This is a genomic window from Variovorax sp. Varisp46, assembly GCF_059491885.1.
Genome location: NZ_CP168515.1, coordinates 2,573,489 through 2,594,822, shown reverse-complemented (window position 1 = coordinate 2,594,822; position 21,334 = coordinate 2,573,489). Strand labels below are relative to the sequence as shown.

Below are 21,334 nucleotides of genomic sequence, written 5' to 3'. Positions count from 1 at the left end.
TTTGGCGAGGGCAGAACCACGAATCTTGCATGGCTGCCGGGGGATCGCTTTCATACCATGACCGGCATCTCACACCAAGAAGAAACACTCTCCACATGCCGACCCTCGCTTCTCCCGCCCAAGCTGCACCCATTGCCGCGCGCCCTGGGCTGCCGCCGCTGCTGTGGCTCTGCCTCGCCGCCACGTGGGTGGTCTGGGGCTCGACCTACCTCGCGATCAAGTACGCCCTGATCAGTTTTCCGCCGTTTCTGCAGATGGGCTCGCGCTTCCTGCTCGCGGGCGCGTTGCTGGCGCTCTGGATGCGCTGGCGCGGCGCGCCGTGGCCATCGCTCGCGCAGTGGCGCAATGCCTTCGTCGTCGGCGCGCTGATGCTCGGCGGTGGCATGGGCGGCACGGCGAATGCCGAGGTGTCGATCGGCTCGGGGCTGGTGGTGGCGTTCATCGCGGTGATCCCGCTGCTGATTGCGCTGATGAACCTGATCTGGGGCGTGAAGCCGTCGCGGCTGGAGGCCGCTGGCATCGCGCTCGGCCTCGTCGGCGTGCTGATGCTGACGCAGGGCAGCGGTTTCCGTTCCTCGCCCGAGGGGCTGATCGCCATCTGCATCGCCTGCGTCTGCTGGTCGCTGGGCAGTGTGCTGAGCCAGCGCAGCCTGCTGCTGGCGCCCGGCGCGATGGGCTTTGCGAGCGAGATGCTTTGCGGCGGCCTGGTGCTGATGGGGCTTGCCGCGATGTCCGGCGAAACGATGAGCTGGCCGCTGCAGCCCGAAGCGGTCGCCGCGTGGATCTACCTCGTGGTGTTCGGTTCGCTGATTGCCTTCAACGCCTACATGGTCCTGCTCGCGAAGGCGCCTGCTGCGCTGGCCGCGAGCTACACCTTCGTCAATCCGGTGATCGCGATGCTGCTGGGCGTGTGGATCGCCAACGAGACGGTCACTCGCTTCGAGTGGTACGCCGTGGCCGTCGTCTTGGCTGGTGTGCTGCTGATGCTCTTCAAGCGAAGAGCATGAAACTCGATTTCCGGTAACACCGCGGAACCGGCTTTGCCGGGCCGCAGGTGTTGCCCCCGGAAGGGGGGTGGCGGAGCGACACGAAGTGCGCGAAGCCTGAGGGAGAGCTTTGCTATGCGCCGGGGCGGCGCCACACCGCAAGCGTAGCCGCGAGCAGCCACATGCCGGCTGCGCAACTGCGGTTCATGGCCTTGAGGCCGCGCTGCGAGAGAAAGCGCACGGCCTGCGTGCCGGCCGACGCATAGGCCAGCATCACGCAGGTGTCGAGTGCGACGAACACCGTGCCCAGCAGCAGGTACTGCGGGCCTTGCGGTTTCGCGATGTCGATGAACTGCGGCAGGAAGGCGGCGAAGAACAGCACCGTCTTCGGATTCGACAATGCCACCGCGAGGCTGCGCATCAGTGCCACGCGGCCCTGTGGCCGGACCTCGAGCGGCGACTTGGCCAGCGCCGTGCCGAGGTCGGCGGCCTCGCTGCGCCAGAGCTTGATGCCCAGCCACACGAGGTACGCCACGCCGGCGATGCGGATCGCGTTGAAGAGCCACTCCGAAGCCGCGAGCAGCGAGCCCAGCCCGAGCGCGACGACGGCGATCAGCGTGACGCTGCCGAGCGACGCGCCGGCAATCCCCCAGCTTGCACGGCGCATGCCGCCTTCGATGCCGTTGGACAGCGCCAGCAGCATCGTCGGCCCCGGAATCAGGGCCAACGCGAGCGAGGCGACGACGTAGATGAGCAGGGTGTCGAGTGTCATGGCTTGGTGGTGGTGGTCGGCGGGCGTTGTCGTTGTTGCGAGGCGGCGCGGGCACGCGCCAGTGCGGCTTCGACGATGGCGCGCTTGCGGGCGCCGGCGTCTTGCAGGGCTTCGGGCTCGGGCGCCTTGTCGGCCAGCCGCGCGTCGGTGTTGCGGTGCCGGCCATGCACCTCGTAGCGGCGCCGCGCGCTGGCAGCCTGTTCAGTCGACCAGGCCTGCCAGCCACTGAGGCCGGGCGTCTCGACTTCGAGCGCGATGCAGTCGACGGGGCAGACCGGAATGCACAGCTCGCAGCCCGTGCAGTGGGCTTCGATCACGGTGTGCATCCGCTTGTTGATGCCGACGATGGCGTCGGTGGGGCAGGCATCGAGGCACAGCGTGCAGCCGATACACCAGGCTTCGTCGATGACCGCCATGGTGCGCGGGCCTTCGGTGCCGAATTGGGCATCGAGGGGAAGGGCGGCGCGGCCGGTGAGTTGCGCGAGCCGCTCGATGCCTTCGGCACCGCCCGGCGGGCACTGGTTGATACCGGCCTCGCCGCCGGCCACGGCCTGGGCGTAGCTTGCGCAATCCGGGTAGCCGCACCGCGTGCACTGCGTTTGAGGCAGCGCGTCGTTGATGCGTGCGGCGAGCCCGTCCATGGGGTGAAGCTGCGCGCGCTTCAGCGCGCAGTCGGCCTTTTCTTCACGGCCACGCTCGCGGCCTTCTTCACTGGAACTTTCTTGGCCGCGACGGCGGCTGCCTTGCGCTCCGGCTTGATCGTGTCCTCTGCTGCGAGGCCGCCACGGTTGCCGGCACGGCTTTGCGGCTGGTCGTTGGCCGCGATGAACTTCAGCACCTTCGGATAGACCAGTTCGCGCCAGCGGCGGCCGCTGAAGATGCCGTAGTGGCCTGCGCCCTTGACTTCGTAGTGCTCGCGCTTGTCGTCGGCGATGCCGGTGCACAGGCTGTGCGCGGCTTCGGTCTGGCCCGAGCCCGAGATGTCGTCGAGTTCGCCTTCGATCGTGAGCAGGGCGGTGGAATGGATGTCCTGCGGATGCACGCGCTCCACCTGGCCCTTGGGGTTCTTGACGTCCCAGGTGCCATTGACCAGGTTGAACTCCTGGAACACGGTGCGAATGGTCTCGAGGTAGTAATCGGCGTCCATGTCGAGCACGGCGTTGTACTCGTCGTAGAACTTGCGGTGCGCCTCGGCACTGGCGTCGTCGCCCTTGATCAGGTCCTTGAAGTAGTCGTAGTGGCTGCTGGCGTGGCGGTCGGGGTTCATTGCCACGAAGCCGGTGTGCTGCAGGAAGCCGGGATAGACCTTGCGGCCTGCGCCGGGGAAGCCCTGCGGTACGCGATAGATCACGTTGTTCTCGAACCACTCGAAGCTCTTGTTCATCGCGAGGTTGTTGACCGCGGTGGGCGACTTGCGCGCATCGATGGGCCCGCCCATCATGGTCATGGTCAGCGGCAGCTGCTCGCCGCGGCTGGCCATCAGCGACACGGCAGCCAGCACCGGCACGGTCGGCTGGCACACGCTCACCACGTGGCAGTTGCCATATTCGGCCTGCAGGCGGCGGATGAACTCCTGCACGTAGTTGATGTAGTCGTCGAGGTGGAACTCGCCTTCCGACAGCGGCACGAGGCGCGCGTTCTTCCAGTCGGTGATGTAGACCTTGTGGTCCTGCAGCATGGTGCGTACGGTGTCGCGCAACAGCGTGGAGTAATGGCCCGACAGCGGCGCCACGATCAGCACCACGGGCTGGCTCTTGAGCGTCTTGAGAATGTGCGGTTCGTCGGTGAAGCGCTTGAAGCGGCGCAGCTCGCAGAACGGCTTGTCGAGCTCGACGGCCTCCTGTATCACCACATCTTCACCGTCGACCTTCACCGACTTGATGTTGAACTCGGGCTTCTCGTAGTCCTTGCCGAGCCGGTAGAGCAGGTCGTAGCCGGCGGCCATGCGCTGGGCCATGGGCACCTGGCCCCACACGGCGCCCTGGCCGTAGAGCTTGGAGGCCGCCTGGGCGAAGTCCGAGAAGGGCTCCATCAAGGAACGCTGGGCTTCGTAGAGTTGGTAGAGCATCGCTGGTGTAGGAGTGGAATGTTGCGGTGCAATATATATCAGCGCCGTCGGCAAGGTGCAGGGGGCCTTACCCCTACGTAGATCCCCCCGCCGGGACCAATTTCACCAAATGTGAAGGAATTGTCGTGAAACGAATTCCCTCACACTGGCTGACCGTCAGATGACCTTGGCAATCGACGCGCAGACGTAGTCGATGTTCTTGCTGTTGAGCGCGGCCACGCACATGCGGCCGGTGTCGGTGCCGTACACGCCGAACTCATTGCGCAGGCGCACCATCTGGTCCTTGGTCAGGCCCGAGTAGCTGAACATGCCGATCTGCGTGGTGATGAAGCTCATGTCCTGTTTCACGCCGGCAGCCTTGAGGCCGTCGACCAGCTTCTGGCGCATGGCCTTGATGCGCACGCGCATCTCGCCGAGCTCCTTTTCCCAGAGGGCGCGCAGCTCGGCGTTGTTGAGCACTGCCGCCACCACGGCGCCGCCGTGCGTGGGCGGGTTGCTGTAGTTGGTGCGGATGGCGATCTTGAGCTGCGACAGCACGCGGCCCGCTTCTTCCTTGCTTTCGCACAGCACCGACAGGGCGCCCACGCGTTCGCCGTACAGGCTGAAGCTCTTCGAGAACGAGGTCGACACGAAGAAGGTCAGGCCGGCATCGACGAACTTGGCGACGGCCGCGCCGTCTTCCTTCAGGCCGTAGCCGAAGCCCTGGTAGGCCATGTCGAGGAAGGGCACGAGGCCCTTGGCCTTGACGGCGGCGACCACCTGGTCCCACTGGGCCGAGGTGATGTCGTAGCCGGTCGGGTTGTGGCAGCAGGCATGCAGCACGACGATGGTGCCGGCCGGCGCCGCGTTCAGGGCGGCCAGCATGCCGTCGAAGTTGATGCCGCGCGTGGCTGCGTCGTAGTAGGGGTAGCTTTCGACTTCGAAGCCCGCGTTGGTGAACAGCGCGCGGTGGTTTTCCCAGCTCGGGTCGCTGATCAGCACCTTGGCGTTCGGGTTGAGCTTCTTCAGGAAGTCGGCGCCGACCTTGAGGCCGCCGGTGCCGCCGATGGCCTGGATGGTGGCGACGCGGCCCGAGGTGACGGGTTCGCTGTCGGCGCCGAAGACCAGCGCCTTCACGGCGTTGTCGTACGCGGCAATGCCGTCGATCGGGAGATAACCGCGCGCCGTGGGCGCTTTCATCATGTTCTGCTCGGCCGCCTGCACGCACTGGAGCAGCGGCAGCTTGCCGTTGTCGTCGTAATAGACGCCGACGCCGAGATTGACCTTGCTGGGGTTGGTATCGGCTGCAAATTGCTCGTTGAGGCCGAGGATCGGGTCGCGCGGTGCCATTTCGACCGCGGTGAACATAGACATGGAAAGGTCCTTTGGGATGAAAGCTGCGCTGTAACCGGAGGAGGCTTTATCCTTTCCGGTTGCCTTGAATTTTACCGGCGCGAGCGCCACCTGTCGGGAACAGCCATGCCAGAGAACAACGAAGCCATAGCAGACCTGAAGAAACTGGACCCGATCGGCCCGGCGAAACAGGGGGAATTCGTCCGCTATCCGGGCTCGCCCTTCGAGCTTTTCCAGCCCTATCCGCCGGCCGGCGACCAGCCGACGGCCATCGAGGGGCTGGTCGAGGGCGTGATCGACGGCGAGGTGTTCCAGACCCTGCTGGGCGTGACCGGCTCCGGCAAGACCTACACCATGGCCAACGTGATCGCCCGGCTGGGCCGCCCGGCCATCGTGTTCGCGCCCAACAAGACGCTGGCGGCGCAGCTCTACAGCGAATTCCGCGAGTTCTTCCCGAAGAACGCCGTCGAGTACTTCGTCAGCTACTACGACTACTACCAGCCCGAGGCCTACGTGCCGCAGCGCGACCTGTTCATCGAGAAAGACTCGTCCATCAACGAGCACATCGAGCAGATGCGGCTGTCGGCCACCAAGAGCGTGCTGGAGCGGCGCGACACGGTGATCGTGGCCACGGTAAGCGCCATCTACGGCATCGGCACGCCCGAGGACTACATGGAGATGCGGCTGATTGCCCGCGTCGGCGACAAGGTCGGCCAGCGCGACCTGATCTCGCGGCTGATCCGCATGCAGTACCTGCGCAACGAGCAGGACTTCGCCCGGGGCACCTTCCGCGTGCGGGGCGACACCATCGACGTGTTTCCGGCCGAGCACAGCGAACTGGCGATCCGCTTCGAACTGTTCGACGACGAGATCGAGTCGCTGCAGCTCTTCGACCCGCTGACGGGGCGCATCCGGCAGAAGGTGCCGCGCTTCACCGTGTATCCGTCGAGCCACTACGTGACGCCGCGCGACAAGGTCATGGCGGCGGTGGAAACCATCAAGATCGAGCTGGGCGAACGGCTCAAGGAACTGGTAGGCGCGGGCAAGCTGGTCGAGGCGCAGCGGCTGGAGCAGCGCACCCGCTTCGACCTCGAAATGCTCGCCGAAATCGGCCACTGCAAGGGCATCGAGAACTACACCCGCCACCTCTCGGGCGCTGCGCCGGGTGAGCCGCCGGCCACGCTGACCGACTATCTGCCGAAGGACGCGCTGATGTTCCTCGACGAGAGCCACCAGATGATCGGCCAGCTCGGCGGCATGTACAACGGCGACCGGGCGCGCAAGACCACGCTGGTCGAATATGGTTTTCGCCTGCCGAGCGCGCTGGACAACCGCCCGCTCAAGCTCGAGGAGTTCGAGACCCGCATGCGCCAGTGCATCTTCGTCTCGGCCACGCCGGCGCAGTACGAGAAGGACCATGCCGGCAACGTGGTCGAACAGCTGGTCAGGCCCACCGGGCTGATCGACCCCGAAGTCGAGGTGCGGCCCGCCACGCACCAGGTGGACGACGTGCTGGGCGAGATCCGCATCCGCGTCGAGAAGAACGAGCGCGTGCTCATCACCACGCTGACCAAGCGCATGGCCGAGCAGCTGACCGATTACCTGGGCGACAACGGCGTGAAGGTGCGCTACCTGCACAGCGACGTGGACACCGTCGAGCGGGTGGAAATCCTGCGCGATCTGCGCCTGGGCACTTTCGACGTGCTGGTGGGCATCAACCTGCTGCGCGAGGGGCTCGACATTCCCGAGGTTTCGCTGGTGGCGATCCTCGATGCCGACAAGGAGGGCTTCCTGCGCGCCGAACGGTCACTGATCCAGACCATTGGACGGGCGGCGCGGAACCTGAATGGCAAGGCCATCCTGTACGCCGACCGGATGACCGATTCGATGAAGAAGGCCATCGACGAAACCGAGCGCCGCCGCGCCAGGCAGATCGCCCACAACGAAGCCAATGGCATTACGCCGCGCAGCATCGTCAAGCAGGTGCGCGACCTGATCGACGGCGTCTACAGCGAGAAGACCGGCAAGGAAATGGCCAAGCTCGACCTGGAACGCGCCAAGGTCGAAGACATGAGCGAGAAGGACGTCGCCCGGGAAATCAAGCGGCTTGAAAAGCAGATGCTGGAACACGCCCGCAACCTCGAATTCGAGAAGGCGGCCCGGGTGCGCGACCAACTGGCGCTGCTGCGGGAGCAGGCATTCGGGGCGTCGGGCGGCGACAACATCGCGATCCTGCCGCAGTAGGCGGACCGCGCTAGTTCGGAGGTTCGCATTCTTCAAGCGAACCGCGCTGGGGTTTACCCCAGCGCGGTTCAGGGCCTTCTGCTATACTTGACCGAAATACTCAACAACAAAAAAAGAACTTCGCGATGAAGGACCGACTCCCACCGGCTGGTTCACCAGCGTCAGGGATCGGACAGGGCGGAGACGAAGTCACCGCGGTCCAGACCACGGTGTCATTTCAACGGTAAGCACTTGAAGGAGCTTGCGATGCGTCTCACTACCAAAGGCCGTTTTGCGGTCACAGCAATGATCGATCTGGCGTTGCGTCAGAACACCGGTCCGGTCACGCTGGCTGCGATCAGCCAGCGGCAGCAGATTTCGCTGTCGTACCTCGAGCAGCTGTTCGGCAAGCTGCGCCGCCACGAGCTGGTCGAGTCGACCCGCGGTCCCGGCGGCGGCTACAGCCTCGGTCGCAAGGCTGCGGATATCACCGTGGCCGACATCATTGTTTCCGTCGATGAGCCTATCGATGCCACCCAGTGCGGCGGCAAGGAAAACTGCCTGGGCGAAGCCGGCCGCTGCATGACGCACGAACTCTGGGCCTCGCTGAACCAGCGCATGGTCGAGTTCCTTGATTCCGTCACCTTGCAGAAGCTGGTCGACGACCAGATCGCCAAGGGCGTGCAGATCGAGAACAAGCCGGTCGTCAAGCGTGCCATCTCGGCGCAGCCGGTGGTCAAGCCGATTCGCGTGAATGCGCCGAATTCGGTGTTCGCCCTTGGCAACGCCTTCGCCAAGTCCTGAGACCTGATTTCCGGCGGCGCCTCCGGGCGCCGGCACGAGCAGCCCAGATCAAGAAACAACCCCCCGCCAGCACGAGCCAGCCATGGACGTAACTCCTCATTTCCCGATCTATCTCGATTACGGCGCCACCACGCCGGTCGACCCGCGTGTGGTCGACGCCATGATTCCCTGGTTGCGCGAACACTTCGGCAATCCGGCATCGCGCAGCCATGCCTGGGGTTGGGAGGCTGAAGAAGCGGTCGAGAAAGCGCGCGGCCAAGTGGCTGAGCTGATCAACGCAGATCCCCGCGAAATCGTGTGGACCTCGGGTGCGACCGAGTCGATCAATCTCGCGCTCAAGGGTGCGGCCCACTTCTACAAGGGCAAGGGCAAGCACCTGATCACGCTGAAGACCGAGCACAAGGCCGTGCTCGATACCATGCGTGAACTGGAGCGCCAGGGCTTCGAGGTCACCTACCTCGACGTCGAGGAAAACGGCCTCGTCGACCTCGAGAAGTTCAAGGCGGCCATTCGTCCCGACACCATCCTGGCCAGCGTGCTGTTCGTGAACAACGAGATCGGCGTGATCCAGGACGTGGTCGCGCTCGGCAATGCCTGCCGCGAAAAGGGCGTGATCTTTCACGTCGATTCGGCCCAGGCCACCGGCAAGGTCGAGATCGACATCACGAAGCTGCCCATCGACCTGATGAGCCTCGCTTCGCACAAGACCTACGGCCCCAAGGGCATCGGCGCGTTGTACGTGCGCCGCAAGCCGCGCATCCGCCTCGAGGCGCAGATGCACGGCGGCGGCCACGAGCGCGGCATGCGCTCCGGCACCTTGCCCACGCACCAGATCGTCGGCATGGGCGAGGCCTATCGCATCGCCAAGCTCGAGATGAAGGACGACATCGCCCATGCACGCAGCCTGCAAAAGCGCCTGCTCGACGGCCTGAAGGACGTTGAACAGGTGTTCATCAACGGCGACCTCGAGCACCGCGTGCCGCACAACCTGAACATGAGCTTCAACTACGTCGAAGGCGAGTCGCTGATCATGGGCATCAAGGGCCTGGCGGTGTCGTCGGGTTCGGCCTGCACCTCGGCCAGCCTCGAGCCCAGCTACGTGCTGCGCGCCCTGGGCCGCAGCGACGAGCTGGCCCACAGCAGCCTGCGCATGACCATCGGCCGTTTCACGACCGAGGAAGAAATCGACTACGCCATTTCGACCATCAAGCACAACGTTGCCAAGCTGCGCGAGCTGAGCCCCCTGTGGGAGATGTTCCAGGACGGCGTCGACATCAGCACGATCCAGTGGTCGGCCCACTGATACAGGGCAGCCCAAGGCTCCACGATTGAACAAAGTTTGAGAGGTACACCATGGCATATTCTTCCAAGGTCATCGACCACTACGAAAATCCCCGCAACGTCGGCTCCTTCGAAAAGGGCGACGATTCGGTCGGCACCGGCATGGTCGGCGCACCGGCCTGCGGCGACGTGATGAAGCTGCAGATCAAGGTCAACCCCGAAACCGGTGTGATCGAAGACGCGCGCTTCAAGACCTACGGCTGTGGCTCGGCCATTGCCTCGTCGTCGCTCGTGACCGAATGGGTCAAGGGCAAGACGCTCGACGAAGCGGCTGCGCTGAAGAACGCGCAGATCGCCGAAGAGCTGGCGCTGCCGCCCGTGAAGATCCACTGCTCCATCCTGGCCGAAGACGCGATCAAGGCCGCCGTGAGCGACTACAAGGCCAAGCACGGCGTCAAGACCGCCGAGTCTGCTGCCGAAGCCGTCCACTGACATGGCCGTTACGCTGACCGAAGCCGCTGCGCGACACGTCACCCGCTATCTCGGCAAGCGAGGCAAGGGTGTGGGCGTGCGGCTGGGCGTGAAGACCACGGGCTGCTCGGGCCTCGCCTACAAGCTCGAGTACGTTGACGAGTTCACGCCTGAAGACGTGGTGTTCGAAGACCACGGCGTGAAGGTGCTGGTGGACCCGAAGAGCCTGGCCTACATCGACGGTACGCAGCTCGACTTCGTGCGCGAAGGCCTGAACGAAGGCTTCAAGTTCATCAACCCGAACGAGCGTGATCGCTGCGGTTGCGGGGAAAGCTTTCGCATTTGATGCGTCGTCGCTGAGCGCGACCACAGCCGCCACCATGTCATGTGCTGGCGGTTTTTTCTTGATCCATATGAGCCCCCACGTTCGGCACTTTGTGTCCTCTCTGCCCCCCGAGGGGGCGCAGACCGCCTTTGGGGCGGCCCGGCAGGCAGTCTGATGAACCTGAACGACACCGACTTTCAACTGTTTGCCGTCCCGGCGACTTTCGCGCAGGACCGCGCCGCGCTCGACGCGCGCTGGAAAGAACTGCAGCGCGAGGTTCACCCGGACCGCTTTGCCGCGCAGGGCGCCGCGGCGCAGCGCGTGGCCATGCAATGGTCGGTGCGCATCAACGAGGCCTACCAGCGGCTCAAGGACCCGATCCGCCGTGCCAGCTACATCTGCGAATTGCACGATGCGCCGCTGAATACCGAGAACAACACGGCGATGCCGGCGGAATTCCTGATGCAGCAGATGGAGTGGCGCGAGGCGCTGGACGACATCGACAGCACCGCCGCGCTCGACAAGTTGCTGGCCGAGGTCGAAGCTGCTCGCGCACGCGCACTCTCGTCCCTCGACTGGCTGATCGACGAAAAAGGCGACTACCCCGCCGCCGCGCAGCAGGTGAGAGCCCTCATGTTCATTGAGCGCTTCGGACAGGACCTCGAAGCCAAATTCGATCAATTGGGACAATAAGGGCATGGCTCTTCTTCAGATTTCCGAACCCGGCCAGGCGCCCGACCCGCATCAGCGCCGCATCGCCGTGGGCATCGACCTTGGCACCACCCATTCGCTGGTGGCCGCGGTGCGCAACGGCGTGGCCGAATGCCTGCCCGACGACAAAGGCCGCGTGCTGCTGCCTTCAGCGGTGCGCTACCTCGAAGGCGATCGCCGCCAGATCGGCTTCGATGCAGCGGCCGCGCGCGCGCAGGACCCCGCCAACACCATCACCTCGGTCAAGCGGCTCATGGGCCGCGGCCTCGCCGACATCGCGAACCGTGACGCCATGTCGTACCGCATCGGCGGCGACGATGGCGGCATGGTGAAGGTGCACACCTCGGCCGGCGAGAAGTCGCCCGTCGAAATCAGCGCCGAAATCCTGGCCACGCTGCGCTTTCGCGCCGAAGACACCTTCGACGACGAGCTCTACGGCGCTGTCATCACCGTGCCGGCGTATTTCGACGAAGGCCAGCGCCAGGCGACCAAGGACGCCGCGCAGCTGGCCGGCCTCAACGTGCTGCGACTGATTAGCGAGCCTACCGCCGCGGCGATCGCATATGGACTGGACAACGCGAGCGAAGGCGTCTACGCGGTTTACGACCTGGGCGGCGGCACATTCGATATTTCGATCCTGCGGCTCACGCAGGGCGTTTTCGAGGTGATTGCCACGGGTGGCGACTCCGCCCTCGGCGGTGACGACTATGACCATGCTCTGGCCGGCTTGGTGCTTGCCCAGACGGGCCTGCACGCCGACAGCGATGCCGACAAGGCGGCGTTGCTGGTTGCCGCGCGGGCCGCGAAAGAGGCGCTGACCGATTCGGAATCCACCGCATTCCGCGCGGAAGTGGCAGGCGCAGCCGCCAGCCTCGAGCTGACGCGCGAGCAGTTCTACACCGCCACCCAGTCGCTCACCGACCGCACCATCGCCGCCGTGCGCAAGGCGCTGCGCGACGCGAAGCTCAAGCCCGACGACCTGAAAGGCATCGTGCTGGTCGGCGGGTCCACCCGCATGCCGCAGGTCCGGCGCGCCGTTGCCGATTTCTTCGGCCGCGAACCGCTGGTCAACCTGAATCCCGACGAGGTCGTGGCTCTCGGTGCTGCCATCCAGGCCAACCAGCTGGCCGGCAACAACGGTGCGGGCGAGCTGCTGTTGCTCGACGTGATCCCGCTGTCGCTCGGCATCGAGACCATGGGAGGGCTGGTCGAGCGCATCGTGCCGCGCAACCAGACCATTCCGACCGCGATGGCGCAGGACTTCACGACGTATCAGGATGGCCAGACCGCGTTGGCGCTGCACGTGGTGCAGGGCGAGCGCGACCTCGTGTCCGACTGCCGCAGCCTCGCGCGCTTCACGCTGCGCGGCATTCCGCCGATGGTGGCCGGCGCGGCGCGCATCCGTGTGACCTTCACGGTCGATGCCGACGGCCTGCTCAGCGTGAGCGCGAAGGAGCAGGGCAGCGGCGTTGAAGCCAGCGTGGCGGTCAAGCCGTCGTACGGCCTGTCGGACGACCAGATCGCGACCATGCTGCAGGAAAGCTTTTCCACCGCGCAGCAGGACATGCAAGCCCGCGCACTCGTGGAAGCACGCGTCGATGCCGACCGCATGCTGCTAGCCACGCAGAGCGCGCTCGATGCCGACGGCGACCTGCTCAGCGTTGAGGAGCGCGCGGTCATCGACGCATCGATGGCGCAGTTGCGCGAGGCCGCCAAGGGCAGTAACGAGGCCGCCGCCATCGACGCGGCCACCAAGAAGCTGGCCGATGACACCGAGGCCTTCGCCGCCCAGCGCATGAACGCGGGCATTGCGCGCGCGCTTGCCGGGCGCAAGGTCGAATCTCTCTAGAACAACAACATGCCCACGATCAAGATCTATCCGCATCCCGAATACTGCCCGCAAGGCGCCGAGATCACCGCGCCGGCCGGCACCTCGATCTGCGAGGCTCTGCTCGACAACGACATCAACATCGAGCACGCGTGCGAGATGAGCTGCGCGTGCACCACCTGCCACGTGATCGTGCGGGAGGGCTTCAGTTCGCTCAATGAGGCAGAAGAGGGCGAGGAAGACCTGCTCGACCGTGCCTGGGGCCTGGAGCCGCAGTCGCGCCTGAGTTGCCAATCGATCCTGGCGCAGGAAAATGTGACGATCGAGATTCCCAAGTACTCGATTAACCACGCCAAAGAGAATCACTGAAAGAGCCACCGCATGTCGCGCCAGATCGTCCTCGACACCGAAACCACCGGCCTTTCCGCCGAGAACGGCGACCGCATCATCGAGCTCGGCTGCGTGGAGCTCTTCGCCCGCAAGCTCACCGGCAACGACCTGCACATCTACTTCAACCCCGAGCGCGAGAGCCATGAAGACGCGTTGAAGGTTCACGGCCTGACGACCGACTTCCTGCGCGACAAGCCGAAGTTCGCGACGCTGGCCAACGACATCGTTGAATACCTGCGCGATGCCGAGCTGATCATCCACAACGCGGCCTTCGACGTCGGCTTTCTCAACAAGGAGTTCGAGCGCGCCGGATTGCCGCCGCTGCGCACCTTCGTCAGCGAAGTGACCGACACGCTGGCCATGGCCAAGCAGGTCTACCCCGGCAAGCGCAATTCGCTGGATGCGCTGTGTGACCGTTTCGGCGTCGACCGCTCCAACCGCACCTTCCACGGCGCCAAGCTCGACGCGCAGCTGCTGGCGGACGTGTACATCAACCTCACGCGCGGTCAGGATGCGCTGCTGATCGACGTGGCCTCGAACGAGCCCGCGCAAGGTACAACCGTGGTGGCCATCGACCTGAGCCAGTTCGAGCTGCCGGTGATCATGGCGGCCGAGCACGAACTGACCGCGCACGAGGCGGTGTTGGTGCAACTCGACAAATCGAGTGGCGGTCGCACGCTGTTTCGGGAAAACGGCTGAAAAGCTATGGCATAATCTGAGGCTTCGCATAACGCGATACGTTTTCAAGACGCTGAAGGCAAACGGCAGCGTTTCGGGCGGTTAGCTCAGGGGTAGAGCACAGCATTCACACTGCTGGGGTCGGAGGTTCGAAACCTCCACCGCCCACCAAATCAAAAAGCGACCTGGATTTCCAGGTCGCTTTTTTGTTGCGCGTTTTCTTCTGGATCCACTGCGCGCCGAACAGGTCGGGTTCTGCGGCATGCCCGGCGTGCGGCACATGAGCTGTCGGTCCGCACCGACGGCAAGTGCAGCCAAGGGCCGTTTGAACTTTCCATGTCGGAGTTCTAGAACCAATGGGAAAGGAGCGCCACCATGGCCACCCATCCCGACCTTCCGACACCTGTCACACCGGATCTGCCCGTCGAGCCCGACGAAGGGCCGAGCACACCACCCGACGAACCCACCGATCCCGAGCCGCCGCCCTCCGTAAAGTGATTCCACGCGCGGGCCGCGCTAAGCTCGCGTGATGGAAGAAATTGATTGCGCCGTCATCGGCGCCGGTGTGGTGGGGCTGGCAGTGGCGCGCGCCTTGGCGCTCGCCGGGCGGGAGGTGCTGGTGCTCGAATCCGAAGGTGCGATAGGGACGGGCACGAGTTCGCGCAACAGCGAAGTCATTCATGCAGGCATCTACTACCCGCAGGGCTCGCTGAAGGCGAAGCTTTGCGTTGAAGGGAAGGAGTTGCTGTACGCCTATGCGGCGGAGCGCGGTGTGCCGCATCGACGCTGCGGCAAGCTCATCGTGGCGACATCGCCGGGGCAGGCGGACCAGCTCGATGCCATTCGGGTCAAGGCTGCGGCGAACGGTGTCGGCGACCTGGCGATGCTGACCGCGCAGCAGGCCGGCGCGCTGGAGCCGCAGCTGCATTGCGTCGCGGCGCTGCATTCGCCAAGCACCGGTATTGTCGACAGCCATGCCCTCATGCTGAGCCTGCTCGGCGATCTGGAGAACGCAGGCGGCATGCTGGCGCTGAAATCGTCCATCACGCGCGCCGAATGTGGCGCTGGGGCTGTTGTCCTGATCGCGGAGGACGGCACGGCGTTGCGTTGCCGTAGCGTGGTCAATGCGGCAGGTCTCGGTGCCCCTGCGTTGGCGCGGTGCTTCGAGGGCCTGCCGCCTTCGGCGGTGCCCGTGGAGCACTTTGCCAAGGGCAATTACTTCACTCTGTCGGGGCGTGCGCCGTTCGGGCGCCTCGTCTATCCCGTGCCCGAGCCCGGCGGATTGGGCGTACACCTCACGATCGACCTCGGCGGCCAAGCCAAGTTCGGGCCCGACGTGCAGTGGGTGTCCTCGCCTGGCGACCTGGTGGTGGACCCGACGCGCGGCGACGGTTTCTATGCCGAGGTGCGCAAGTACTGGCCCGCGCTGCCCGACGGTGCCCTGATTCCGGGCTATGCGGGGATGCGGCCGAAGATCTCGGGCCCGGGCGAGCCGGCGGCGGACTTCATGATCGACGGACCCGATTCGCATGGCATACAAGGGCTGGTCAATCTCTTCGGTATCGAGTCGCCGGGCCTCACGAGCAGCCTGGCCATCGGCCGGCACGTCGCGCGCCTGCTGGCGGGTGAATGAAGTGCGCTCGTGCGCAATGAAGTCGCATCTCGCACCAAAGTCTGATCATCTGTCGCGCCCGAGGGCCTTTTGTGCCTGTAACATGACAGGACGCCATCGCTGGCGTGAAAGCCGCCGGCGCGGTGCCGGTGTCATCAATGGAGGAAAGATTCCAATGAGTGCATCACAAAATCTTGAAGCAGCGGCCGAAGACATCGCAAGCGACGTGCGCGGCGTGCTGGCAAGCAAGGACCTGGATTCGGTTCCCCACATCAAGGCGCTGCGCCAGCGCATCGACACCAAGCTGGCCATCGCACGCGAACTAGCGGCCGAGAAGAGCAAGCTCGCCGCCAAGAAGGCCCGCGAAGCGGCCAACTCCGCCAACGCCTACGCCCATGACGAACCATGGCAGATCGCCGGTGCTGCACTGGCTGTCGGCGTGTTGGTGGGCCTGCTGCTTGGCCGCCGCTGACCTGAGCATTCGCCGCCGCAGCATCGTTCGCCCGGACATGGCCGGAGCCAGCCCATGAGGCTGTCGTCCCTGTTCGGGCTGAACGCCCGGATTCGCCGGCTGCGCATCGCTGCCGCCGAAGGCGCGCTGGCGGCCGAAGACCGGGTGCAGCTGCTGCGCATGGCCTGGGAGGACGAGAAGCAGCGCCTCAAGCTGTTGCTTGTCTTCAGTCTGGCCGTGTTGGGGCTGACCACGGTCACGGTGGCTCTGCTGTCCGTGGCGGTGGTGGTTCATTTCTGGGAAACGCCTCACCGCATCGTGGCCGCATGGTCGGTGGCGGGGGTGTGGATCGTGCTTTGGCTGGCGGCCGCCATCGGCTTGCTGCTGACGCTGCGCAACGCATCCAACAGCTTCGTGCCGGCACGCCGCGAGTTCGAACGCGACTGGGCCTGGGTCCAGGACCGTTTCGGCCTCGGCAAGGACCCTGAACAGGACGAAGAGGCGCCGCGCCCCCCGCGGCCTGCCACGCGCGAGGAACTGCTGGCGCGCATGGAGCGTCAGCGCGAGCGCATCGCGACGTTGCAGGGTGGACGCGAGCAGGCTCAGCCGGTCGGCGGTTCAGGCGAGGGCGAAGCGCCTCCGCCCAACGAATCGGCGGCCGCCGCGGCACTGCGCATTGCGCGTGCGCATCCGGTGGCTACCGGCGTCGTTGCTGCGGCCGCCGTGGTGGTGATCCGGCCGAAGCGCCTGCTGCGTTGGGCCGCGGTCATCGCGCCAATACTCTGGCGCATGCGCTGAAAGAGACGAAGAAAGAAGCTCAGGCCTGGCTGCGATCCCGCAGCAGCGCCTGGGCGGCTTCGCGCACCAGCGCAGGGCCGCGGTAGATCAGGCCGGTGTAGATCTGCACCACGTCCGCACCCGCGGCGATCTTGGCCTTGGCATCGGCTGCGCTCAGGATGCCGCCGACCCCGATGATCGGAAAACCCGAACCGAGCGCCGCACGCAACTGGGCGACAACGCGGTTGCTGGCCTCGCGCACCGGCGCACCCGACAGTCCGCCCGCTTCATCCGCATGCGGCAGGCCCTTGACCGCATCGCGCGCGAGCGTGGTGTTGGTGGCGATCACGCCGTCCATGCCATGGCGCTTCAGCGTGGCGGCGATCACCGCCACCTGGGCCTCGTCGAGATCGGGGGCGATCTTCACGAACAGCGGGGAGCGCTTGTTGTGGCGCGCGGCCAGCGCCTCGCGCCGTTCGGCCACCGCGCCGAGCAGCGCATCGAGCGCCTCATCGCTCTGCAGCGTGCGCAGGTTGGCGGTGTTGGGGCTCGAGATATTGATCGTCACGTAGTCGGCGTGCGGGTATACGCCGTCGAGGCAGAGCAGGTAGTCGTCCACCGCGCGCTCGATCGGCGTGGCGGCGTTCTTGCCGATGTTCAGGCCCAGCAGCATCGGCGACGTGGTGCCCGTGCCGGTCTTGCGGAAACGCGCCTTCTGCACATTGGCCAGGAAGGCGTCGAGCCCTTCGTTGTTGAAGCCGAGCCGGTTGATCAGCGCATCGCGCTGCGGCAGCCGGAACATGCGAGGCTTGGGGTTGCCCGGCTGCGCCTTCGGCGTCACCGTACCGACTTCGACGAATCCGAAGCCCATCGCGGCGAAGGCGTCAATGCAGCGGGCGTTCTTGTCAAGCCCGGCCGCCAGGCCCACGCGGTTCGGAAAGTGCAAGCCGGCGAGCTGGATCGGGTCGTTCACGCGCGGTGCCGAATAGGCGCAGGCCAGCGGCGTGTTCTGGGTGCGTGCCAAGCCGTCCAGCGTGAGTTCATGGGCGTGCTCGGGGTCGAAGCCGAACAGGAAAGGGCGGGCCAGGCCGTAGAGCGAAGAGGGCATCAGCAGGGGCATCGGATAATTCTGAACTTCTATGAGCCAAGGATTCTCCGCGATGACCGCACCCACCACCCCAACCCCTCTTTCTCAGGATGAACTCAAGGCCCAGGTCGGCCTTGCCGCGCTGGCCTACGTGGTCAAGGGCGAGATCGTCGGCGTCGGAACCGGCTCCACGGTGAACAAGTTCATCGACGCGCTGGCCACCATCAAGGACGAGATCAAGGGCGCTGTCTCCAGCTCGGTAGCTTCGACCGAGCGCCTGCGCGCACTGGGCATCCCGGTGTTCGACAGCAACGAGGTGGAAGAACTGGCTGTCTACATCGACGGCGCCGACGAAATCGACCACCGCGGCTTCATGGTGAAGGGCGGTGGCGCCGCGCTCACGCGCGAAAAGATCGTGGCGGCGCAGTCGCGCAAGTTCATCTGCATCGCCGATGCGTCCAAACTGGTCGATGCGCTGGGCGCGTTTCCGCTGCCCGTGGAGGTGATTCCGATGGCCGCGCGCCGGGTGATGCGCCAGTTCGCGAGCATGGGTGGCATCGCCCAGGTGCGCGAGAAGGACGGCCTGCCGCTGGTTACCGACAACGGTCAGCACATCGTGGATGTGACTGGCCTGCGGATCACCGATCCGCTGGCCTTCGAGTCCGAGGTGAGCCAATGGCCTGGCGTGGTGACGGTGGGCGTCTTTGCGCACCAGAAAGCCGACGTGTGCCTGCTGGGTACCCCGACGGGCGTGAAGACGATGCAGTTCGCCCGATGATCCGCGGCCGCGAACGCGGCCTGGGTCAGAACTTGATGCCGGCCGGGTTGCTTGGGGTCGGTTCGCTCGAGGCGGGAGGCGGCGACGCGGGCTGCGCAGCCGGTGCCGCAGGGGCCCGGGTTGCGGGTGCTGCCTGTTGCGCGATCAGTGGCCGCGCCAGGCCGTTGCGATAGCCCGCGGGCAGGCTGTTGCTCTTGGGATAGCCGGCCGCGTCGAGGTACTGCGACCACTCGGCATCCGAAAAGCCCTTGAGCTGCTGCGATCCGATGGTCAGCAGCGGCAGCGAACTCTGGCTGCTCAGGCGCTGTAGCGCCTGGACTTCCTCGTTGCTCTTGACGGTTCGCTCTTCGAACGGGATGCCACGCGTGACAAGCAGCGAGCGTGCCGTGCTGCAGGGGCCGCATTCGTCGCTGCTGTACAGGGTGACGGGGTAGCGCTGCGCCACCTGCCGCAATTCATACGGCAGGCCCGCATTGGCGGGCGTGGTGACGCCGCCCTGCGGCCCCGAAGCCGCTTCGGTGCTGGCGGTCGGAGCGCGATCTGAAAAGGTGACCTTGCCGTTTTTGTCGACCTGGCGGTAGATGGGCTGTGCCATCGCGCCCGCGGCAACGAGCGCAAGGGCGAGGCCGCTCAGGCGATGCAGTGAGAGTTTGTGAATCGGATGCATCGCCCGAGTATCGCAAGCTTCAGCGCCGCATCAAACGGGCTGGGGCTCCGCCATGCCCTGATGTCGCAGCAGCGCATCAAGCTGGGGCTCGCGGCCGCGGAAGGCCTTGAACGAATCCATGGCGCTGCGGCTGCCGCCGGCCTCCAGGATGGCCTGGCGGTACTTGCGGCCGGTCTCGATGTTCGGCTCGCCGTCGGCGCCCACGGTTTCCTCGAAGGCCGCGTAGGCGTCGGCACTCAGCACCTCGGCCCACTTGTAGCTGTAATAGCCGGCCGCGTAGCCGCCCGAGAAGATGTGGCTGAAGGTATTCGGCGTGCGGCTGAACGGCGGCGAGGGCATCACTGCCACCTCGGCGCGCACCTTGCCGAGCAGCGCCATCACATCGCCGGGCTTGGCCGCCGCTGCGTGGTACTCGGTATGCAGCAGCATGTCGAACAGCGAGAACTCGATCTGGCGCAGCGTCTGCAGGCCGCTCTGGAAGTTCTTGGCGGCCGTCATCTTGTCGAACAGCGCGCGCGGCAGCGGCTCGCCGGTGTCGACGTGGGCGGTCATGTGCTTGAGCACGTCCCACTCCCAGCAGAAGTTCTCCATGAACTGGCTCGGCAGCTCGACCGCGTCCCACTCGACACCGCTGATGCCCGAGACGTCGCGCTCGTTCACCTGCGTGAGCATGTGGTGCAGGCCGTGGCCGAACTCGTGGAAGAGGGTGGTCACGTCGTCGTGCGTGAGCAGCGGCGGCTTGCCGTCGACGCCGCTGGCGAAGTTGCACACCAGCTGCGCAACCGGCGTTTGCAGCACGCCGTTGTCGGGGCGTAGCCAGCGGGCGCGCACATCGTCCATCCAGGCGCCGCCGCGCTTGGCGGCGCGCGCGGAGGGGTCCAGGTAGAACTGGCCGACCTTCTGGCCGGCGCGCTCGATGCGATAGAACTCCACGCTCGGGTGCCACGTGGGCGCCGAGTCGCGGCGGATCGACACCTCGAACAGCGTCTCGACGATCTTGAACAGCCCGGCCATGACCTTCGGCGCGGGGAAGTACTGCTTTACCTCCTGCTCGCTGAAGGCATAGCGCGCTTCCTTGAGCTTCTCGCCGATGTAGTTCCAGTCCCAGGGTTGCGGGTCGGTGATGCCCAGTTGCTCCGAGGCGAAGACTCGCAGGTCGGCCAGGTCGCGCTCGCCATAGGGCTTGGCCTTGGTGGCGAGATCGCGCAGGAACTTGACGACTTGCTCGGGCGATTCGGCCATCTTCGGCACGACGGACAGCTCGCCGTAGTTCCTGTAGCCCAGCAGCTTCGCTTCTTCCTCGCGCAGCGCGAGGATCTCCGTGATGAGCGCCGTGTTGTCGAAGGCAGCATCGCCGAATTCGCTGGCGCGCGTGACGTAGGCGCGGTAGAGCTTCTCGCGCAGCGCGCTGCTCCTGGCGAACTGCATCACCGGCAGGTAGCACGGCATCTTGAGCGTGAGCTTGTAGCCTTCCTTGCCCTCGGCTTCGGCGGCTGCGCGAGCGGCGCTCACGACGTCCTCGGGCACGCCCTCGAGATCGCCCAGCGAGGCGTAGTAGGCAAAGGCATCGGTCGCGTCGAGTGCGTTCTCGCTGAACTTCTGGCTCAGCTCGGCCTGGCGCTCCTGGATGTCGGCGAAGCGCTTCTTGGCGTCGCCCTGCAGTTCGGCGCCGCCGAGCACGAAGTTGCGCACGGCGTTCTTGTGCGCCTGGCGCTGCTCGGGGTTGAGCGTGGCCGGATCGATGGCCTTGTATTTGGCGTACAGGCGCTCGTCGGAACCCAGGCGGGTCCAGAACGCGGTGACGCGCGGCATGGCCTCGTTGTAGGCAGCGCGCAGCTCCGGCGTGTCGGCCACGGCATTGAGGTGGCCGACGGCACCCCAGGCGCGGCTGAAGCGTTCGGAGGCCACGTCGAGCACCCTGGAGATCGCGTTCCAGTCGGCCGGGAATTCGGACGCCGTTACCGTCTGCAGCGCGGTCTCGGCATCGGCCAGCAGGGTGTCGACCGCGGGCGACACATGCTCGGGCCTGATGCGATCGAACAGCGGGAGATCGGTGAAGTCGAGGAGTGGGTTGTTCGTGGTGGCCATGGAAA

At 65.6% G+C, this 21,334-nt stretch carries 22 protein-coding genes and 1 tRNA gene; 16 read left to right on the top strand and 7 right to left on the bottom strand.

What is annotated here, in order from left to right; genetic code table 11:
* Window positions 1-95 precede the first annotated feature (95 nt).
* Window positions 96-1,007: an EamA family transporter gene (locus ACEN9N_RS12340; protein WP_495656155.1), complete on the top strand. Its 912-nt coding sequence runs from the start codon at window positions 96-98 to the stop codon at window positions 1,005-1,007.
* A 112-nt stretch (window positions 1,008-1,119) separates the two neighbouring features.
* On the opposite strand, the gene ACEN9N_RS12335 is transcribed toward ACEN9N_RS12340, so the two are convergent.
* The 4 genes from ACEN9N_RS12335 to ACEN9N_RS12320 form a co-directional block, all read right to left on the bottom strand.
* Window positions 1,120-1,758, bottom strand: coding sequence for a LysE family translocator (locus ACEN9N_RS12335; RefSeq protein ID WP_413314657.1), 639 nt, complete (start codon window positions 1,756-1,758; stop codon window positions 1,120-1,122).
* Complete coding sequence (locus ACEN9N_RS12330) at window positions 1,755-2,399, bottom strand: RnfABCDGE type electron transport complex subunit B (RefSeq protein ID WP_495656154.1); 645 nt, start codon at window positions 2,397-2,399, stop codon at window positions 1,755-1,757. The genes ACEN9N_RS12335 and ACEN9N_RS12330 overlap by 4 nt, the downstream gene beginning before the upstream one ends.
* Window positions 2,400-2,419: 20 nt before the next feature.
* Window positions 2,420-3,826: a polyhydroxyalkanoate depolymerase gene (locus tag ACEN9N_RS12325; RefSeq protein ID WP_007828179.1), complete on the bottom strand. Its 1,407-nt coding sequence runs from the start codon at window positions 3,824-3,826 to the stop codon at window positions 2,420-2,422.
* A gap of 156 nt (window positions 3,827-3,982) precedes the next feature.
* On the bottom strand, window positions 3,983-5,179 hold the full coding sequence (locus ACEN9N_RS12320) for an amino acid aminotransferase (protein WP_007828180.1): 1,197 nt from the start codon (window positions 5,177-5,179) through the stop codon (window positions 3,983-3,985).
* A gap of 105 nt (window positions 5,180-5,284) precedes the next feature.
* Between ACEN9N_RS12320 and uvrB the strand changes: the two genes are divergently transcribed.
* From uvrB to ACEN9N_RS12250, 14 genes are all read left to right on the top strand, one after another.
* A complete protein-coding gene (gene uvrB, locus ACEN9N_RS12315; RefSeq protein ID WP_478180231.1) occupies window positions 5,285-7,402 on the top strand; it encodes an excinuclease ABC subunit UvrB in 2,118 nt (705 codons plus the stop codon).
* A gap of 246 nt (window positions 7,403-7,648) precedes the next feature.
* Window positions 7,649-8,185: a Fe-S cluster assembly transcriptional regulator IscR gene (iscR, locus tag ACEN9N_RS12310; protein WP_007828186.1), complete on the top strand. Its 537-nt coding sequence runs from the start codon at window positions 7,649-7,651 to the stop codon at window positions 8,183-8,185.
* Between the two features lie 82 nt (window positions 8,186-8,267).
* Window positions 8,268-9,488 (top strand): IscS subfamily cysteine desulfurase, encoded by a 1,221-nt coding sequence (locus tag ACEN9N_RS12305; RefSeq protein ID WP_007828187.1) that lies wholly within the window; start codon window positions 8,268-8,270, stop codon window positions 9,486-9,488.
* 50 nt (window positions 9,489-9,538) lie between these two features.
* Window positions 9,539-9,958 (top strand): Fe-S cluster assembly scaffold IscU, encoded by a 420-nt coding sequence (gene iscU / locus ACEN9N_RS12300; protein ID WP_007828189.1) that lies wholly within the window; start codon window positions 9,539-9,541, stop codon window positions 9,956-9,958.
* Between the two features lies 1 nt (window position 9,959).
* Window positions 9,960-10,283: an iron-sulfur cluster assembly protein IscA gene (iscA, locus tag ACEN9N_RS12295; protein WP_007828190.1), complete on the top strand. Its 324-nt coding sequence runs from the start codon at window positions 9,960-9,962 to the stop codon at window positions 10,281-10,283.
* A 153-nt stretch (window positions 10,284-10,436) separates the two neighbouring features.
* Window positions 10,437-10,955, top strand: coding sequence for a Fe-S protein assembly co-chaperone HscB (hscB, locus tag ACEN9N_RS12290; protein ID WP_413314662.1), 519 nt, complete (start codon window positions 10,437-10,439; stop codon window positions 10,953-10,955).
* A gap of 4 nt (window positions 10,956-10,959) precedes the next feature.
* Window positions 10,960-12,822: a Fe-S protein assembly chaperone HscA gene (gene hscA / locus ACEN9N_RS12285; protein WP_495656153.1), complete on the top strand. Its 1,863-nt coding sequence runs from the start codon at window positions 10,960-10,962 to the stop codon at window positions 12,820-12,822.
* Between the two features lie 9 nt (window positions 12,823-12,831).
* Window positions 12,832-13,170: an ISC system 2Fe-2S type ferredoxin gene (fdx, locus tag ACEN9N_RS12280; protein ID WP_106934216.1), complete on the top strand. Its 339-nt coding sequence runs from the start codon at window positions 12,832-12,834 to the stop codon at window positions 13,168-13,170.
* A 12-nt stretch (window positions 13,171-13,182) separates the two neighbouring features.
* Window positions 13,183-13,890, top strand: coding sequence for a DNA polymerase III subunit epsilon (gene dnaQ / locus ACEN9N_RS12275; protein ID WP_413314664.1), 708 nt, complete (start codon window positions 13,183-13,185; stop codon window positions 13,888-13,890).
* Window positions 13,891-13,965: 75 nt separating this feature from the next.
* Window positions 13,966-14,040, top strand: a tRNA-Val gene (locus tag ACEN9N_RS12270).
* Between the two features lie 204 nt (window positions 14,041-14,244).
* On the top strand, window positions 14,245-14,367 hold the full coding sequence (locus ACEN9N_RS12265) for a hypothetical protein (protein ID WP_007828195.1): 123 nt from the start codon (window positions 14,245-14,247) through the stop codon (window positions 14,365-14,367).
* 31 nt (window positions 14,368-14,398) lie between these two features.
* Entirely contained in the window at window positions 14,399-15,502 is a 1,104-nt protein-coding gene (locus ACEN9N_RS12260) for an NAD(P)/FAD-dependent oxidoreductase (RefSeq protein ID WP_007828197.1), read from the top strand.
* A gap of 154 nt (window positions 15,503-15,656) precedes the next feature.
* Entirely contained in the window at window positions 15,657-15,953 is a 297-nt protein-coding gene (locus tag ACEN9N_RS12255; RefSeq protein ID WP_007828200.1) for a glycine zipper domain-containing protein, read from the top strand.
* Between the two features lie 54 nt (window positions 15,954-16,007).
* Entirely contained in the window at window positions 16,008-16,730 is a 723-nt protein-coding gene (locus tag ACEN9N_RS12250) for a phage holin family protein (RefSeq protein ID WP_413314665.1), read from the top strand.
* A gap of 19 nt (window positions 16,731-16,749) precedes the next feature.
* On the opposite strand, the gene ACEN9N_RS12245 is transcribed toward ACEN9N_RS12250, so the two are convergent.
* Window positions 16,750-17,829 carry a quinone-dependent dihydroorotate dehydrogenase gene (locus tag ACEN9N_RS12245; RefSeq protein WP_413314666.1) on the bottom strand — a complete coding sequence of 360 codons (1,080 nt, stop codon included), beginning with the start codon at window positions 17,827-17,829 and terminating at the stop codon, window positions 16,750-16,752.
* 40 nt (window positions 17,830-17,869) lie between these two features.
* Between ACEN9N_RS12245 and rpiA the strand changes: the two genes are divergently transcribed.
* Window positions 17,870-18,574 carry a ribose-5-phosphate isomerase RpiA gene (gene rpiA / locus ACEN9N_RS12240; RefSeq protein ID WP_495656152.1) on the top strand — a complete coding sequence of 235 codons (705 nt, stop codon included), beginning with the start codon at window positions 17,870-17,872 and terminating at the stop codon, window positions 18,572-18,574.
* 25 nt (window positions 18,575-18,599) lie between these two features.
* Here the strand turns inward: rpiA and ACEN9N_RS12235 are convergent, their stop codons facing one another.
* Entirely contained in the window at window positions 18,600-19,241 is a 642-nt protein-coding gene (locus ACEN9N_RS12235; protein ID WP_007828208.1) for a glutaredoxin family protein, read from the bottom strand.
* A 30-nt stretch (window positions 19,242-19,271) separates the two neighbouring features.
* Entirely contained in the window at window positions 19,272-21,329 is a 2,058-nt protein-coding gene (locus ACEN9N_RS12230; protein ID WP_495656151.1) for a M3 family metallopeptidase, read from the bottom strand.
* Window positions 21,330-21,334 lie beyond the last annotated feature (5 nt).

Excerpts from the sequence above, each read along its gene's own strand:
- ACEN9N_RS12340 (WP_495656155.1), top strand. The coding sequence starts at position 96 with ATGCCGACCCTCGCTTCTCCCGCCCAAGCTGCACCCATTGCCGCGCGC.
- ACEN9N_RS12335 (WP_413314657.1), bottom strand. The coding sequence starts at position 1,758 with ATGACACTCGACACCCTGCTCATCTACGTCGTCGCCTCGCTCGCGTTG.
- ACEN9N_RS12330 (WP_495656154.1), bottom strand. The coding sequence starts at position 2,399 with ATGGACGGGCTCGCCGCACGCATCAACGACGCGCTGCCTCAAACGCAG.
- ACEN9N_RS12325 (WP_007828179.1), bottom strand. The coding sequence starts at position 3,826 with ATGCTCTACCAACTCTACGAAGCCCAGCGTTCCTTGATGGAGCCCTTC.
- ACEN9N_RS12320 (WP_007828180.1), bottom strand. The coding sequence starts at position 5,179 with ATGTCTATGTTCACCGCGGTCGAAATGGCACCGCGCGACCCGATCCTC.
- uvrB (WP_478180231.1), top strand. The coding sequence starts at position 5,285 with ATGCCAGAGAACAACGAAGCCATAGCAGACCTGAAGAAACTGGACCCG.
- iscR (WP_007828186.1), top strand. The coding sequence starts at position 7,649 with ATGCGTCTCACTACCAAAGGCCGTTTTGCGGTCACAGCAATGATCGAT.
- ACEN9N_RS12305 (WP_007828187.1), top strand. The coding sequence starts at position 8,268 with ATGGACGTAACTCCTCATTTCCCGATCTATCTCGATTACGGCGCCACC.
- iscU (WP_007828189.1), top strand. The coding sequence starts at position 9,539 with ATGGCATATTCTTCCAAGGTCATCGACCACTACGAAAATCCCCGCAAC.
- iscA (WP_007828190.1), top strand. The coding sequence starts at position 9,960 with ATGGCCGTTACGCTGACCGAAGCCGCTGCGCGACACGTCACCCGCTAT.
- hscB (WP_413314662.1), top strand. The coding sequence starts at position 10,437 with ATGAACCTGAACGACACCGACTTTCAACTGTTTGCCGTCCCGGCGACT.
- hscA (WP_495656153.1), top strand. The coding sequence starts at position 10,960 with ATGGCTCTTCTTCAGATTTCCGAACCCGGCCAGGCGCCCGACCCGCAT.
- fdx (WP_106934216.1), top strand. The coding sequence starts at position 12,832 with ATGCCCACGATCAAGATCTATCCGCATCCCGAATACTGCCCGCAAGGC.
- dnaQ (WP_413314664.1), top strand. The coding sequence starts at position 13,183 with ATGTCGCGCCAGATCGTCCTCGACACCGAAACCACCGGCCTTTCCGCC.
- ACEN9N_RS12265 (WP_007828195.1), top strand. The coding sequence starts at position 14,245 with ATGGCCACCCATCCCGACCTTCCGACACCTGTCACACCGGATCTGCCC.
- ACEN9N_RS12260 (WP_007828197.1), top strand. The coding sequence starts at position 14,399 with ATGGAAGAAATTGATTGCGCCGTCATCGGCGCCGGTGTGGTGGGGCTG.
- ACEN9N_RS12255 (WP_007828200.1), top strand. The coding sequence starts at position 15,657 with ATGAGTGCATCACAAAATCTTGAAGCAGCGGCCGAAGACATCGCAAGC.
- ACEN9N_RS12250 (WP_413314665.1), top strand. The coding sequence starts at position 16,008 with ATGAGGCTGTCGTCCCTGTTCGGGCTGAACGCCCGGATTCGCCGGCTG.
- ACEN9N_RS12245 (WP_413314666.1), bottom strand. The coding sequence starts at position 17,829 with ATGCCCCTGCTGATGCCCTCTTCGCTCTACGGCCTGGCCCGCCCTTTC.
- rpiA (WP_495656152.1), top strand. The coding sequence starts at position 17,870 with ATGACCGCACCCACCACCCCAACCCCTCTTTCTCAGGATGAACTCAAG.
- ACEN9N_RS12235 (WP_007828208.1), bottom strand. The coding sequence starts at position 19,241 with ATGCATCCGATTCACAAACTCTCACTGCATCGCCTGAGCGGCCTCGCC.
- ACEN9N_RS12230 (WP_495656151.1), bottom strand. The coding sequence starts at position 21,329 with ATGGCCACCACGAACAACCCACTCCTCGACTTCACCGATCTCCCGCTG.